The organism is Pseudomonas sp. KB-10, from assembly GCF_018221585.1.
Lineage (GTDB): Bacteria > Pseudomonadota > Gammaproteobacteria > Pseudomonadales > Pseudomonadaceae > Aquipseudomonas > Aquipseudomonas yangonensis.
This window is the reverse complement of sequence record NZ_QYYB01000004.1, coordinates 537,535-552,609: the sequence shown is the minus strand read 5'-3', so window position 1 is coordinate 552,609 and position 15,075 is coordinate 537,535. Positions and strand designations below refer to the sequence as shown.

The following is a 15,075-nucleotide window of genomic DNA, read 5'->3' as shown; positions in this document are numbered from 1 at the left end:
GTTTCCGCAACAACCGATCAGCTATGGCGGATCAGGTGGTCGAAGGCGGACAGCGAAGCCTTCGAACCCTCACCCATGGCGATGACGATCTGCTTGTACGGCACGGTGGTCACGTCGCCGGCAGCGAACACGCCGGGGATGTTGGTCGCGCCCTTGGCATCGACGACGATCTCGCCGAAGCGGCTGAGCTCCACGGTGCCCTTGAGCCAGTCGCTGTTGGGCAACAGGCCGATCTGCACGAAGATGCCCTCCAGCTCGACGTTGTGCAGCTCCTCGGTGGTGCGATCTTTGTACACCAGGCCGGTGACCTTCTGTCCGTCGCCGGTGACCTCGGTGGTCTGTGCGCTCTTGATCACGGTGACGTTGGGCAGGCTGTAGAGCTTCTTCTGCAGCACGGCGTCGGCACGCAGGGTGTCGGCGAACTCCAGCAGGGTGACGCGGGCGACCAGGCCGGCCAGGTCGATGGCCGCCTCGACGCCGGAGTTACCGCCGCCGATCACCGCCACGCGCTTGCCCTTGAACAGCGGGCCGTCGCAGTGCGGGCAGAAGCACACGCCCTTGGCCTTGTATTCCTGCTCACCGGGCACGCCCATTTCACGCCAGCGCGCGCCGGTGGAGAGGATCACGGTCTTGGCCTTGAGCGAGGCGCCGTTCTCGAACTTGACTTCGTGCAGGCCGCCTTCGCTGCTGGCCGGCACCAGGGCCGAGGCACGCTGCAGGTTCATCACGTCGACTTCGTATTCCTTGACGTGTTCTTCAAGCGCACGCACCAGCTTCGGGCCTTCGGTCTCCTTGACCGAGATGAAGTTCTCGATGGCCATGGTGTCCAGCACCTGGCCACCGAAACGCTCGGCGGCAATCGCGGTGCGGATGCCCTTGCGCGCAGCGTAAATGGCGGCTGCGGCGCCGGCCGGGCCACCGCCAACCACCAGCACGTCAAAGGCTTCCTTGGCACTCATCTTCTCGGCATCGCGGTTGGCGGCACCGGTATCGATCTTGGCAAGGATTTCCTTCACGTCCATGCGGCCGGAAGCGAAGACCTCACCGTTCAGGTAGATGCTCGGCACGGCCATGATCTGGCGACGCTCGACCTCTTCCTGGAACAGCGCACCGTCGATGGAGACGTTGCGGATGTTGGGGTTGAGCACGGCCATCAGGTTCAGCGCCTGAACCACGTCCGGGCAGTTCTGGCAGGAGAGCGAGAAGTAGGTCTCGAACTCGAACCTGCCTTCGATGCTCTTGATCTGCGCAATGGTGTCGGCGTCCAGCTTGGACGGATGGCCGCCCACCTGCAGCAGTGCCAGCACCAGCGAGGTGAACTCGTGACCCATGGGGATACCGGCGAAGGTCAGGCCGATATCCGCACCGGGGCGCACCAGCGAGAAAGACGGACGACGGGCATCACCGCCATCGGTTTTCAGGGTGATCTTGTCAGTCAGGCTGACGATGTCTTGCAGGAGCCCGAGCAATTCCTGGGATTTTTCGCCGTCATCGAGGGACGCGACGATCTCGAACGGCTGGGTGACCTTTTCCAGGTAGGCCTTCAACTGGGCTTTAAGATTGGCGTCCAACATGGCGGAAATTCCTCAAATACGAAAATTCGGGCAATAAAATGCCCGGACGGATCGCGCCCGGGCATCGGGCACCACAAGGGCCGGTTAATGGCCCAAACAGCGCAGAGTTGGTCCTTTCCGCCCGAGGCCGGCCGGAAAGGAAGTCGGCAATTTAGATCTTGCCAACCAGGTCCAGCGAAGGAGCCAGAGTCTTCTCGCCTTCCTTCCACTTGGCCGGGCAAACCTGACCCGGGTTGGCGGCGGTGTACTGAGCAGCCTTCAGCTTGCGCAGAGTTTCGGAAACGTCACGAGCGATCTCGTTGGAGTGGATTTCCAGAGTCTTGATCTGACCTTCCGGGTTGATGATGAAGGTACCGCGCAGGGCCAGGCCTTCTTCCGGAATGTGTACGCCGAAAGCGTTGGTCAGCTGGTGAGTCGGGTCACCGATCAGCGGGAACTGAGCCTTGCCAACGGCCGGCGAAGTTTCGTGCCATACCTTGTGCGAGAAGTGGGTGTCGGTGGTCACGATGTAGACCTCGGCACCGGCCTTCTGGAACTCGGCGTAGTTGTTGGCAGCGTCTTCGATTTCGGTCGGGCAGTTGAAGGTGAAGGCAGCCGGCATGAAGATCAGCACGGACCACTTGCCCTGCAGGCTCTGCTCGGTGACTTCGATGAACTCACCGTTGTGAAAAGCGTTGACCTTGAACGGCTGAACTTGAGTATTGATGAGGGACATCTCTGACTCCTTCTGAGGTTTCTGTGAGGGTTGAAATCTACGGTCGCTATATTAGCCACCTAACGGAAAAAAGCTTATTGATTACGACCATGATATCGATTGAGTGCACCAATCGATGACGCAGCCCGCGCCACAGGCTATCAGTAGCCCTGCTTCAGACCAGGCTGGAATCTATCAGCAGCGCAAGTTTACCGGCGACTTGGTTACCGGCGAGTGTCTCGAACGCCGCCTCATTATCTTGGATCGCAAAACTGCCCTCCAGTTGCGGCTTTAATCGTCCCTCGCCGAACAGCGGCCATACCTGTTGCTGCAGATCACGCAGAAGATCGGCTTTGAACTGATCATCGCGGTTGCGCAGGGTCGAGCCGGTCAGCTGGATGCGCTTGCCCAGTACCTGAGCCAGGTCCAGAGTAGCTTCGCGCCCGCCCATCAGGCCGATATTGATCCAGCGTCCGTCACGCGCCAGCAGCTCCAGATTCAGCGCTGCGTAGCTCCCGCCGACCGGATCGAGAATCACATCGAACGGCCCGAAATCATGCAAGGCCTGCAGATCTTCGCCACGCAAGGCACCACCCTGCGCACCGAGCGCTTCGCAGTATGCCAGGCGCTCGGCAGAGCCGACGCTGACCCAGCACGGACTGCCAAATGCCTTGCACAGCTGGATGGCAGCCGAACCGACGCCGCTGGCGCCGGCATGCAGCAGGACTTTCTCGCCGGGGCGCAAAGCGCCGAGCTGAAACAGATTGAGCCAGGCCGTGGCGTACACCTCCGGCACCACCGCTGCCTCGACCAGACTCAGGCCCTCGGGCACCGGCATCGCGTGGCGGGCGTCGAGCACCACCTCCTCGGCCATGCCGCCGCCAGCGAGCAAACAACAGACGCGATCGTCCACCTGCCAGGCGCTGCCAGCACCGACTTCGACAATCACCCCGGAACACTCCAGGCCCAGCGCCTGGCTGGCACCTGGCGGCGGCGGATAGAGCCCGGCACGCTGCAACAGATCGGCCCGGTTAAGCCCAGCGGCCGCCACCTTCACGCGAATCTGCCCTGCATCACAGCTCTGCGCCGGTTGCTCCAGCCACTCTGCACGCCCTTCGACGCCTTGCAATGCCTTCATGCTGCCTCCATAGTGCAAGTGAACCGAGCCCAGCGCTGACCGCCGGGCTTTCGCCTAGCGCCAACGGAACCTGGCGCCCTCAAATACGGCCTAATATGCGTTATCACCTGCCACTACGTCGAATCAGCATGAAGCGCTCCCTTGCAAGCACCGCCCTCGCCCTCGTTCTCGGCCTCAGTGCCCTGCCGCTGGCGGCCAAGACCACCACAGCGACCAGTTGGGACTACCTGCAGCCGGATCGCGACCAGGTGATCGCCAGTCTCAACGTAGTGGAGCTGCTGCGCCGCCACCACTACAACAAGCCGCCACTCAACGATGAGCGTTCGGTTCAGATCTATGACAACTACCTGAAGTTGCTCGATCCGTCCCGCAGCTATTTCACTGCGGCCGACATTGCCGAATTCAACCAGTGGCGCACCAAGTTCGATGATCTGCTCAAGAGCGGCGACCTCGAGCCGGGCTTCACCATCTATCGCCGCCACCTGACCCGCCTGGAGGAGCGCCTGAACTTCGCCCTGGCCGAGCTGGGCAAGGGCGTCGACAAGATTGACTTCACCGTCGATGAAGAGTTGCAGGTTGACCGCGAGAAAGCCCCCTGGGCCAAGAATCGTGCCGAGCTCGACGAGCTGTGGCGCAAACGCGTCAAGGACGAAGTGCTGCGCCTGAAAATCGCCGGCAAGGAAACCAAGGACATTCAGGAGCTGCTGACCAAGCGCTACAAGAACCAGCTGGCGCGTCTCAAGCAGACTCGTGGCGAGGACGTGTTCCAGGCCTACATCAATGCCTTCGCCACCACCTACGATCCGCACACCACCTATCTGTCGCCGGATAACGCGGAAAACTTCGACATCAACATGAGTCTCTCGCTCGAAGGCATCGGTGCCGTCCTGCAGAGCGACAACGAGCACGTCAAGGTCGTACGTCTGGTGCCTGCCGGTCCGGCCGAGAAAAGCAAGCAGATCGCGCCGGCCGACAAGATCGTCGGCGTCGCCCAGGGCAACGATGAAATGGTCGATGTGATCGGCTGGCGCCTGGACGAAGTGGTCAAGCTGATTCGTGGCCCGAAAGGCTCCACCGTGCGCCTGGAAGTGATTCCGGCCAGCAATCCGCCCAGCGACCAAAGCAGCAAGGTGGTCACCATCACCCGCGAAGCGGTCAAGCTGGAAGAACAGGCCGCCAAGAAAAAGGTTCTGGAACTCAAGCACGACGGCCGTGACTACAAACTCGGCGTCATCGAGCTGCCGGCCTTCTATCTCGACTTCAAGGCCTTCCGCGCCGGCGATCCGAACTACAAGAGCACCACCCGTGACGTCAAACGCCTGCTCGATGAGCTGCAGGCAGAGAAGGTCGACGGCGTGGTGATCGACCTGCGCAACAACGGCGGTGGTTCGCTGCAGGAAGCCACCGAGCTGACCAGTCTGTTCATCGAACAGGGCCCCACCGTATTGGTACGCAACGCCGACGGCCGCGTTGACGTGCTTGCCGACGAGAACAAGGGCGTCTACTACAGCGGCCCGCTGGCCGTGCTGGTCAACCGCCTGTCCGCCTCTGCCTCGGAAATCTTCGCCGGCGCCATGCAGGATTATCACCGCGCGCTGATTCTCGGCGGCCAGACCTTCGGCAAGGGCACGGTGCAGACCATTCAGCCGCTCAACCATGGCGAACTGAAACTGACCCTGGCCAAGTTCTATCGCGTTTCCGGCCAGAGCACCCAGCATCAGGGCGTGATTCCCGACATCACCTATCCGGACGTCATGGACACCAAGGACATCGGCGAGAGCGCTCTGCCCGCCGCCCTCCCCTGGGACAGCATCCGTCCGGCGATCAAGCCCGAGCTGGATCCGATCAAGCCGTTCCTGACCGAGCTCAAGGCTCGCCATGACAAGCGCACGGCCAAGGACCCTGACTTCGTCTTCACCCGCGACCGTCTGACCCTGGCGAAGAAGCTGATGGAGGAAAAAACCGTCAGCCTCAACGAGCAGACCCGTCGTGCGCGCCAGGCCGAAGTCGAAGCCAAGCAGCTGGCTCTGGAAAACAACCGTCGTCAGGCCAAGGGCGAAGAGCCGCTCAAGGAGCTGGCCAAGGAAGACGAAGACGCGCTGCCACTGGCCGACGACAAAAGCACACCGGAAGATGACGCCTACCTCGCAGAAAGCGGACGCATCCTGCTCGACTACCTGGGGCTGAACCCGTCGCTCGCGCTGCATTGAGGCGATTCAAGGATCGTCATCAAATCGTCATCGAACTGTCGTGAAATGCAGGGGCCGGTTAAGAACCGGCCCCTTCGTTTTCCGGCAGATCGAGAACACCATGACCGTCACCGAGCAGTTGAGCGCACTGGGCAAAATCCTCGCTCACGGCGACCTCAGCAGCCTGTTCCAACCCATCGTCTCGCTGTCCGAACAGCGTATCCTCGGCTACGAGGCACTGACTCGCGGCCCATCCAACAGTCCCTTGCATTCGCCATTGACCCTGTTCGCCGTGGCCCGCCATGCCGGCCGCCTGAGCGAGCTGGAAATGGCCTGCCGCAAAAGCGCCTGCAAAGGCTTCAGCGCCCTGGGCCTGGAAGGCAAGCTGTTTCTCAACGTTTCACCGGAATCGCTGCTCGACCCCAGTCACCAGCCCGGGCGCACCCTGAAACTGCTGCAGGCATTCGGCATCCCACCCAGCCAGGTGGTAATCGAACTCACCGAGCAGTCGCCCACCGAAGACTTCACCCTCCTCGACAACGCGCTGCACCATTACCGCGCCATGGGTTTTTCCATCGCCCTGGATGATCTGGGCGCCGGCTATTCCAGCCTGCGCCTGTGGTCGGAGCTGCGCCCGGACTACGTGAAGATCGACCGCCACTTCATTGATGGCATCCACCTGGACGCGGTCAAACGCGAGTTCGTCGGCTCCATCCTGAAAATGGCCGAAGCCTCACGTGCACAAGTGATCGCCGAGGGCATCGAGCTGCCCGAAGAACTGGCCGTACTGACGGAAATGGGCGTCGACCTGGTACAGGGCTACTTGCTCAGCAGACCGCAGGAAAAGCCCCCGCGCGAGGCGCGTCAGTTGCTCCCCCAAGTACAGAGCAACCAGGCCAGCCTCAGCGAAGACAGCCATGACCTCAGCGCCCTGCTCAACGACCAGCTTGCAGTCGACCAGCACACGCCCATCGCCGAGGTACTGGACGTATTTCGCGCCCAGGCCAACCTCAACTCCCTGGCGGTACTGGACGCCCAGCGACAACCGGTCGGCATCGTCCACCGTCACTCGCTGTCCGAAGCGCTGCTCAAGCCCTTCGCCACCGATCTGTTCGCACGTAAACCCATAAGCCGCCTGATGAGCCAGGACTTTCTCGCCGTGGAGCTGACGCAATCGCTGCAAAAGGTCAGCCGCCTGCTCACCAGCCGCGCACGCCAGCGTATCGAGGAAGACTTCATCATCATCCAGAACGGCCGCTATCTTGGCCTGGGACGGGTGATCGACGTGCTCAAGCTGATCACCGAGCAGAAGCTGCAGCAGGCGCGTCACGCCAACCCGCTCACCCTGCTGCCAGGCAACGTGCCGATCCAGCAGTGCCTGAGCCGCTTGTTGCAGCAGCAGCGCGAAGCGGCGGTGTGCTATGTCGATATCGACAGTTTCAAGCCCTTCAACGATCTCTACGGCTATGCCAAGGGCGACGAGGTGCTGTTGTGTCTGGCGCAGTGCCTGAACGAACGGGTCGATCCGGCGCGTGACTTCGTGGGGCATATCGGCGGGGACGATTTCATGCTGGTGCTTGGTTCGCCAGACTGGCGCGACAAGCTCGGCAAGCTGATCGAGGATTTCCAGAATCAGTGCCGGCGCTTCTACCGCGAGGAACACCTTCAGGCTGGCTGTTTCATCGCCCACAACCGCCATGGCCAGCGCCAGGAATATGCGCTGCTGTCACTTTCGATCGGCGTCGTACACGTGAGAACGGCAGACTGCGCGCAGCTCGATGCATCACGCCTGGCAGAACTGGCTTCCGAGGCCAAGCGCCACGCAAAGGCAGTGCCTGGCTACAGCCTGCATATTCTGGAGGGCTCAGCGGCCTGAGCGGCCTGCCCCGTCCGCCATGGCGGCGTAGCGCTCGGCAGCCTGAGGGTCAGCTTGCAAACCCGGAGCGCCCTCACGATAGAGCTGGCTCAGACGGCCAGCTGCCAGCGGGTGGCCGGCAGCCACGGCCATTTCCCACCAGCGCACGGCCTGCACGGCATCCGGCGCTAGCCGGGTATCGCCCTTCAGCGCCTGCACACCCAACTGGTAGGCAGCCTTGCCATCACCGCCATTGGCGGCCAGACGCAACAGCCTCAGCCCTTCCTCGCGCGCGCCAAGGCCATGACCGCGAAACAGCAGGATATGGCCATAGAAACTCTGTGCCGAAGTGTCACCCAGGTTGGCCATACGCCCGTACTGCCCCTGCATCCACTGCCACAGACGCGGCTGACGCAATGCCGCTGGCCAGTGAAACAGGCGCCGTGCCAGCCAGTACCCCAGCTGCGCTCGGGCCTGCCAGAGCCATCTAGACATCGGCGGGATACTCGAATTCGAACACCCGCACCACCTCTGCCGCATGCCAGGATGCTGCCGCCACGCCGTCGGAAGCGCCGCTGAACCGCCCCAGACGCGTCACGCAGTCGAAGAACCCGGTGCGCGGCAGGCGACTGGCGCCCTGACTGATGACCAGTGCGCTGCGCAGCGGTCGCTCGGCACGTGCATCCAGCGCAGCGAGGTGCTCCAACGCGGCAGTCAGGGTTTGCATGGCCGGTGTTGGCAGATCGAGCCGCTCGATCAATGCACGATAGGTAAGCAGATGGCGCTGACGGCGGGCGTCGTCCAGCTCGGTTAGCAACGCCTGCCAGTGTTGGCGACTGATGCGTACGCTCAAGACCAGCCCTCCAGCCCCAACTCCCAGGCTAGCGAGCGCAGGATGGCCGCATCGGGTTGACGCTCACCGGTTTCGATCATGGCCAAATAATGGGGGCTGATGCCCACGCTGCGAGCCAGCGCCTCCGGGCTCAGGCCCTTGGCTTCGCGCAGCGCTCGCAACTGCGCAAGCGGCGCGCGATTGGCTTCAGGCGCCGGTGTGGGCGCAACGGTCGTGGCAACCTCCTGACGCCCCGCGGCCAGCAACAAGGCCTGATAATCGGCCCAGGGCAGCACCGCGTATTCCGGTTCGCCGTCACGGGCAATGATTTGCACACTCATGAGTCTCTCCGTTGGAAAGCAGGGCCGATAGCCTCGACCCCTTCCTTGCATACGGCCATCTTAACAGGCGTGTGCCGCCTGGGGCGTGATCCATGCGGCCAAGGTCGCAGGATGAGGGGTTCGTCCATCCGAGCGAATCGGCAACCCTATCAGCGACTAGCGCAGGAACCCCGGCTGCCCGGCCGATGCGCACGGGATTGGTAATGACAGAAGAAGGCTTCAGGAATGCAGCGGATCGACCCGCTCCGCTGCCGGCAGCTGTTCGATGAGCGCCATGCGCTCGGGGCTCTGCCGGTCACGCCAGGCCCTGAAGGCCTCCAGTTCGCCATGCCAGGTGCGCATGACCCAGGCCAGCACGGCCAGGTCGTCAACGAAACCAACGCCTACCAGCCAGTCCGGAATGGCATCGAGCGGTGCGATGAAGTACAGCAGCGCGGCCACCACCATCAGCAGGGCCTGGCTGCTGATCTGCCGGTACTCACCCTTGAACCAGGCCAGGCTGAGCGCGCGTAGCAGTTGCACATCCTCCTTGAATGCAGCGAAGCGCTGCCCCTGTGGCGTACGCTTGTCGCGCAGTGCTCGCATCAGCTCGGGCAACCTGCCGTCACGGAGAAAGCGGGCAGCCAGCGGCAGGTAACGCGTCAGTCTCCACGGAATTCTCATTCGGCCTCCTCGGCAAGCCAGGTACTTTCTGGGCTTGTCTCGCTTATCCACCGAAGCTGTGGATAAATCTGTGCAAAGTCTTTCGACAAGCTTATCAAAGCCCCGTGCCATGGGGCCTCGGCTTAGATCGGATATTTTTTATACAGCATATAAAATCCATGAAAATCAACAAGTTGCTGATTGACACAAACGCAGCGCAGCTGTAGCGAGGGGTTGTTAGGAATGTTTCCCAGGATGTGCATAAGCGTAACACTCCACCCCCGGCAGTCCTCAGAAACGACAACGCCCCGTCAAGACGGGGCGTTGTACGCAAGTACCAGGTGTTACTCTTCGGTCGGCTCGGCAGCCTGATCCTTGATGCCGATCAGCTCCAGATCGAACACCAGCACCGAGTTGGCCGGAATGGCCGGAGACGGGCTCTGCTCGCCGTAAGCCAGCTCGCTGGGGATGTACAGCTTGTACTTCTCACCCACGTGCATCAATTGCAGGCCCTCGACCCAACCCGGAATCACGCCGCCAACCGGCAGATCGATGGGGCTGCCGCGTGCGACGGAGCTGTCGAACACGCTGCCATCGGTCAGCTTGCCTTCGTAGTGAACGGTCACCACGTCGCTTTCCTTGGGCTGTGCGCCGTCGGTCTTCTTGATCACTTCGTATTGCAGACCGGAAGCGGTGGTGACCACACCTTCACGCTTGCCGTTCTCTTCGAGGAATTTCTTGCCGGCTTCGGCAGCTTCCTTGTTCAGCGCAGTCATGCGCTCTTCGGCACGGTTCTGCAGGAAGGAGAAGGCTTCGATCATGTCTTCGTCCTTGATGCGCGGCTCCTTCTTCGCCAGCGCGTCCTCGATGCCCTGGGCGACAGCCTTGGAATCCAGATCGTCCATGCCCTCTTCGGAGAGGCTGCGACCCATGTTCAGGCCGATGCCGTAGGAGGCTTTCTGCGCCGGGCTCTTGAGTTCGACTTCGCTGGTTTGCGAATCGCAACCGGCAAGCACCAGGCCTACCAAGGCAACCGCCGCCGCCAAACGATGCTGTTTCATGCTTGTTCCTTGTAGATGCGCCCGAAGGCCGTCGAGTGAAAGCGCGAGCTTAGCAGTACGCCGCGATCACTGGCTACGGCATAGGAGCCGAGCAATGCGCATAAGTTCAGGCGAGCAAAGGATTTTTTCGAAAATTTCGGCGAATGCCGAGGCGTTGTCACAGGAGGGGATGAAGCGAGGAGAAGAATGGCGCAGCGGACGGGACTCGAACCCGCGACCCCCGGCGTGACAGGCCGGTATTCTAACCGACTGAACTACCGCTGCGCGTAACTGCGAGATTGGTGGGTGGTGACGGGATCGAACCGCCGACCCTCTGCTTGTAAGGCAGATGCTCTCCCGGCTGAGCTAACCACCCATTCGCTCTCGAAGTGGGGCGCATTCTAGAGAGCGTTCCTTACCTTGGCAAGCCCCCTTTGCAAAAAAATATACCGCAGCAGCAAGAACTTAGGTGATACCTGCGAATTTTCGCGACACACCGTGGTCAGGGTTGGCCTGAGCTCGTCAGCAGAGAATAATGCGCGCTCTGTGTCGGCGGACCGATCAGCTCACCGTTGCTCGCCCGCCCCCTTCATCCGTCGCTACGCGCCGGCTTTCCCAAGGTGGAAGCCCATCGATGGCGCCACCCCGCGACTTACCTCATCAATGGAGAGTCACCCGCTCATGTGGTTTCGTAACCTGCTGGTCTACCGCCTCACCCAGGACATCCCTTTCGACGCCGAAGCGCTGGAGACCGCACTGGCCAGCAAACCGGCACGCCCCTGCGCCAGCCAGGAACTGACCACCTACGGTTTCACCGCCCCCTTCGGCAAGGGCGCCGATGCGCCGCTGGTGCACGTCAGCGGCGACTTCCTGCTGATCGGTGCACGCAAGGAAGAACGCATCCTGCCCGGCTCGGTGGTGCGCGACGCACTGAAGGAAAAGGTCGACGAGATTGAAAACACGCAGATGCGCAAGGTCTACAAGAAGGAGCGCGACCAGATCAAGGATGAGATCGTCCAGGCCTTCCTGCCGCGCGCCTTCATCCGCAAATCCGGCACCTTCGCCGCCATCGCGCCGAAGCAGGGCCTGATCCTGGTCGACAGCGCCAGCGCCAAGAAGGCCGAAGACCTGCTGTCCACCCTGCGTGAGGCCATCGGCTCGCTGCCGGTACGCCCGTTGTCGGTGAAGATCGCTCCGACCGCGACTCTGACCGACTGGCTGAAGAATCAGAGCGCCGCCGAAGGTTTCTTCGTACTCGATGAGTGCGAGCTGCGTGACACCCATGAAGATGGCGGCGTGGTGCGTTGCAAGCGACAGGACCTGACCAGCGAGGAAATCCAGCTGCATCTTTCCACCGGCAAGCAGGTCACCCAGCTGTCGCTGGCCTGGCAGGACAAGCTGTCCTTCGTGCTCGACGACAAGCTGACCATCAAGCGCCTGCGTTTCGAAGACGTGCTGCAGGAGCAGGCCGAACAGGACGGCGGCGATGACGCCCTGGCTCAGCAGGACGCCAGCTTCATCCTGATGATGATGACCCTGGTGGAGTTCCTGCCGGAGCTGTTCACCGCACTGGGCGGAGAAGAGATTCCGCAGGGTATCTGAAACGGTCGAAAGCAGGACGCAGTTCAGTAGGAGCGGCGCCCCGTCGCGAATCAGGGCGGGACACGCTTAGATGAAGCTTCGCCCCGAGGCGGGGCTCTACAAAGAGCGGCTTTGCGGGCCTCGTCGGCGCCCGGCGAGTAGCCCGGATGCAATCCGGGCTCTTGCACCAGCGATTCCCGGATTTCATCCGGGCTACTGGCGCCTGCCTCAGACCAGCGACTCGAGGCTCTCGGTAAAGGCACTGGCGCCCTGCTCCGCCGTGCTGAAGTTGTGACGCATGAAAGCGAACAACTCGCGCCCGCAGCCCATTGCCGGAGCCGGCCTGGCCGCCGTCTCACGTGCGGCGAACTCAGCCTCGTCGACCTGCAGCGTCAGCTGCCCGCTCTGACCATCGACACGAATCAGGTCGCCGTCGCGCACCCGTGCCAGCGGCCCGCCATCGAAGGCCTCCGGGCAGACGTGAATGGCCGCCGGGATCTTGCCCGAGGCACCGGACATGCGCCCGTCGGTGACCAGCGCCACCTTGAAACCGCGATCCTGCAACACGCCCAGATAAGGCGTCATCTTGTGTAGTTCGGGCATGCCGTTGCTGCGTGGCCCCTGGAAACGCACCACGGCAACGAAATCGCGCTCCAGCTTGCCGGCCTTGAACGCCTCGACCAGCTCCAGCTGATCCTCGAACACCAGCGCCGGCGCCTCAACCACCTGATGCTCGGGCGCCACGGCGGACACCTTCATCACGCCACGACCGAGATTGCCCTGCATCAGGCGCAGTCCGCCTTCTGCCGAGAACGGCTGCGCTATCGGACGCAGCACGCTTTGCTCCAGGCTCTCGGTCGGTCCATCGCGCCAGACCAGCTCGCCATTCTCGAGGAAGGGCTCTCGGGTATAACGCGAGAGCCCTCGGCCGGCCACGGTATTGACCTCTTCGTGCAGCAAGCCCGCCTCGAGCAGCTGACGGATCAGGAAGGCCATGCCGCCGGCAGCCTGGAAGTGGTTGATGTCGGCCTTGCCGTTGGGATAGACATGGGCCAGGGTCGGCACCACCTCGGACAGGTCGGCCATGTCCTGCCAGGTCAGCAGGATGCCGGCAGCGCGGGCGATGGCCGGCATGTGCAGGGTATGGTTGGTCGAGCCGCCAGTGGCGTGCAGGGCGACGATGGAGTTGACCAGACAGCGCTCGTCGACGATCTCGCCGATGGGCATGAAATTCCCGCTTTGCTTGGTCAACCGCGTCACCTGCTGCGCGGCTTCACGGGTCAGCGCCTCGCGCAGCGGCGTGCCGGGATTGATGAAGGAAGCGCCAGGAAGGTGCAACCCCATCACCTCCATCAGCAACTGATTGGTATTGGCGGTGCCATAGAAGGTGCAGGTGCCCGGCCCGTGGTAGGCCGCCATTTCCGCCGCCAGCAGCTCGTCTCGGGTCGCCTTGCCTTCCGCGTAGCGCTGGCGCACGTCGGCTTTTTCCTTGTTGGACAACCCCGAGGTCATCGGCCCGGCCGGCACGAACAGCGATGGCAGATGGCCGAAGCGCAACGCGCCCATCACCAGGCCCGGCACGATCTTGTCGCACACCCCCAGGTACAGCGCGGCATCGAACATGTTGTGCGACAGCGCCACGGCGGTGGACATGGCGATCACCTCACGGCTGGCGATGCCCAGCTCCATGCCCGGTTCGCCCTGAGTGACGCCGTCACACATGGCCGGCACGCCACCGGCGAACTGCCCGACCGAGCCCAGCTCGCGCAACGCCTGCTTGATCTGCTCGGGAAAGGCCTCATAGGGCTGGTGCGCCGACAACATATCGTTGTAGGCGGAAACGATGGCCACATTGGCGGCATCCATCAGGCGCAGGGTCTGCTTGTCGTGACCACTGCAGCCGGCCACGCCATGAGCGAAGTTGGCGCATTGCAGCTTGCCCCGCTGCGGACCTTCGCTGGCAGCTGCACGGATCATCTGAAGGTAGCGCTGACGCGTGGCACGACTGCGCTCGACAAGACGTTCGGTAACTTCGACAACGCGGGGATGCATGGGAAATCTCCAGGCTAGCTTCTAGCTTCTGTTTGTATTTACAACAAAATACTGCCACCCAACGGGCTTGATTTCTATAGCGATGGGAATAATCTTGTAATTACAACAACAAATTCACGAGACCCTCACCATGACACTACGAATCGCCATCAACGGCTTCGGCCGTATCGGCCGCAACGTGCTACGCGCACTCTATACCCAGAATTATCGTCAGCATCTGCAGGTCGTGGCGATCAACGATCTGGGCGACAGCACGATCAACGCGCACCTCCTGCAATATGACAGCGTCCACGGCCATTTCCCCGAAGAAGTGAAAGTCGACGGCGAAAGCCTGTGGATAAAGGGTGATCGCATCGCCGTCAGCGCCATTCGCAACCCGGCCGAGCTGCCCTGGAAAACCCATCAGGTCGATGTGGTGCTCGAATGCACCGGGCTGTTCACCGAACGAGACAAGGCAGCCGCGCATCTCGCAGCCGGCGCGCGCAAGGTATTGATCTCCGCACCTGCCAAAGGCGCCGACGCCACCGTGGTGTACGGCGTCAACGAACAGGTGCTGACGCCGGACATGCAGATCATCTCCAACGCCTCCTGCACCACCAACTGCCTGGCGCCTGTGGCGCAGGTGCTGCAGCGCGAGCTGGGTATCGAACAGGGACTGATGACCACCATCCACGCCTACACCAACGACCAGAACCTGTCCGATGTGTACCACAGCGACCTGTACCGCGCGCGCTCGGCAACCCAATCGATGATCCCGACCAAAACCGGCGCCGCCGAAGCGGTCGGCCTGGTACTGCCGGAGCTGGCCGGCAAGCTTACCGGCATGGCCGTGCGCGTACCGGTGATCAACGTGTCGCTGGTCGATCTGACCGTGCAGGTCAAGCGCGAAACCACCGCAGAGGAAGTTAACGCCCTGCTCAAGGCTGCCAGCGAGCAATCCCCGGTTCTCGGTTACAACGCTCTGCCGCTGGTGTCCTGTGATTTCAACCACAATCCGCTGTCATCGATCTTCGACGCCAACCACACCAAGGTCAGCGGCAAGCTGCTCAAGGTCATGGCCTGGTATGACAACGAGTGGGGCTTCTCCAACCGCATGCTGGACAACTGTTTGGTCCTGGCCCGCCTGCACTGAACAGG

The 15,075-nt window shown here is 62.2% G+C and carries 13 protein-coding genes and 2 tRNA genes; 4 read left to right on the top strand and 11 right to left on the bottom strand.

The annotated features are described in order from the left end of the window. Nucleotides 1-17: 17 nt before the first annotated feature. From ahpF to DXK50_RS14450, 3 genes are all read right to left on the bottom strand, one after another. Nucleotides 18-1,574, bottom strand: coding sequence for an alkyl hydroperoxide reductase subunit F (ahpF, locus tag DXK50_RS14460; protein WP_212630777.1), 1,557 nt, complete (start codon nucleotides 1,572-1,574; stop codon nucleotides 18-20). 151 nt (nucleotides 1,575-1,725) lie between these two features. Further along, nucleotides 1,726-2,289, bottom strand: a complete 564-nt coding sequence (gene ahpC / locus DXK50_RS14455) for an alkyl hydroperoxide reductase subunit C (protein WP_013714489.1) — start codon at nucleotides 2,287-2,289, stop codon at nucleotides 1,726-1,728. 154 nt (nucleotides 2,290-2,443) lie between these two features. Continuing rightward, on the bottom strand, nucleotides 2,444-3,406 hold the full coding sequence (locus tag DXK50_RS14450) for a zinc-binding dehydrogenase (protein WP_212630776.1): 963 nt from the start codon (nucleotides 3,404-3,406) through the stop codon (nucleotides 2,444-2,446). Nucleotides 3,407-3,534: 128 nt separating this feature from the next. Here DXK50_RS14450 and DXK50_RS14445 point away from each other — a divergent pair, with 128 nt between their 5' ends. Both DXK50_RS14445 and DXK50_RS14440 read left to right on the top strand, forming a co-directional pair. After that, nucleotides 3,535-5,616: a carboxy terminal-processing peptidase gene (locus tag DXK50_RS14445; protein WP_212630775.1), complete on the top strand. Its 2,082-nt coding sequence runs from the start codon at nucleotides 3,535-3,537 to the stop codon at nucleotides 5,614-5,616. 100 nt (nucleotides 5,617-5,716) lie between these two features. Beyond that, complete coding sequence (locus tag DXK50_RS14440; protein ID WP_212630774.1) at nucleotides 5,717-7,471, top strand: bifunctional diguanylate cyclase/phosphodiesterase; 1,755 nt, start codon at nucleotides 5,717-5,719, stop codon at nucleotides 7,469-7,471. On the opposite strand, the gene DXK50_RS14435 is transcribed toward DXK50_RS14440, so the two are convergent. The 7 genes from DXK50_RS14435 to DXK50_RS14405 all read right to left on the bottom strand — a co-directional run bounded on the left by DXK50_RS14435 (nucleotide 7,460) and on the right by DXK50_RS14405 (nucleotide 10,681). Next, the gene (locus DXK50_RS14435; RefSeq protein ID WP_212630773.1) at nucleotides 7,460-7,945 is read right to left on the bottom strand and encodes a sel1 repeat family protein; all 486 of its coding nucleotides are present in this window, start codon (nucleotides 7,943-7,945) and stop codon (nucleotides 7,460-7,462) included. The genes DXK50_RS14440 and DXK50_RS14435 overlap by 12 nt on opposite strands. Further along, a complete protein-coding gene (locus DXK50_RS14430; RefSeq protein ID WP_013714484.1) occupies nucleotides 7,938-8,303 on the bottom strand; it encodes a hypothetical protein in 366 nt (121 codons plus the stop codon). The genes DXK50_RS14435 and DXK50_RS14430 overlap by 8 nt, the downstream gene beginning before the upstream one ends. Beyond that, nucleotides 8,300-8,623: a helix-turn-helix domain-containing protein gene (locus DXK50_RS14425; protein WP_212630772.1), complete on the bottom strand. Its 324-nt coding sequence runs from the start codon at nucleotides 8,621-8,623 to the stop codon at nucleotides 8,300-8,302. The genes DXK50_RS14430 and DXK50_RS14425 overlap by 4 nt, the downstream gene beginning before the upstream one ends. A gap of 219 nt (nucleotides 8,624-8,842) precedes the next feature. Further along, nucleotides 8,843-9,286 carry a YkvA family protein gene (locus tag DXK50_RS14420; RefSeq protein ID WP_161864504.1) on the bottom strand — a complete coding sequence of 148 codons (444 nt, stop codon included), beginning with the start codon at nucleotides 9,284-9,286 and terminating at the stop codon, nucleotides 8,843-8,845. Between the two features lie 323 nt (nucleotides 9,287-9,609). Further along, on the bottom strand, nucleotides 9,610-10,326 hold the full coding sequence (locus tag DXK50_RS14415) for an FKBP-type peptidyl-prolyl cis-trans isomerase (RefSeq protein WP_013714481.1): 717 nt from the start codon (nucleotides 10,324-10,326) through the stop codon (nucleotides 9,610-9,612). 187 nt (nucleotides 10,327-10,513) lie between these two features. Continuing rightward, nucleotides 10,514-10,590: transfer RNA gene (locus tag DXK50_RS14410), tRNA-Asp, on the bottom strand. A gap of 15 nt (nucleotides 10,591-10,605) precedes the next feature. Next, a tRNA-Val gene (locus tag DXK50_RS14405) sits at nucleotides 10,606-10,681 on the bottom strand. A 305-nt stretch (nucleotides 10,682-10,986) separates the two neighbouring features. Between DXK50_RS14405 and rdgC the strand changes: the two genes are divergently transcribed. Continuing rightward, nucleotides 10,987-11,907, top strand: coding sequence for a recombination-associated protein RdgC (rdgC, locus tag DXK50_RS14400; RefSeq protein WP_013714480.1), 921 nt, complete (start codon nucleotides 10,987-10,989; stop codon nucleotides 11,905-11,907). A 207-nt stretch (nucleotides 11,908-12,114) separates the two neighbouring features. Here the strand turns inward: rdgC and edd are convergent, their stop codons facing one another. Then, a complete protein-coding gene (edd, locus tag DXK50_RS14395) occupies nucleotides 12,115-13,938 on the bottom strand; it encodes a phosphogluconate dehydratase (protein ID WP_212630771.1) in 1,824 nt (607 codons plus the stop codon). Between the two features lie 130 nt (nucleotides 13,939-14,068). On the opposite strand from edd, the gene gap reads away from it, so the two are divergent. After that, on the top strand, nucleotides 14,069-15,070 hold the full coding sequence (gene gap / locus DXK50_RS14390; protein ID WP_024307293.1) for a type I glyceraldehyde-3-phosphate dehydrogenase: 1,002 nt from the start codon (nucleotides 14,069-14,071) through the stop codon (nucleotides 15,068-15,070). The last annotated feature ends 5 nt before the right edge of the window (nucleotides 15,071-15,075 follow it).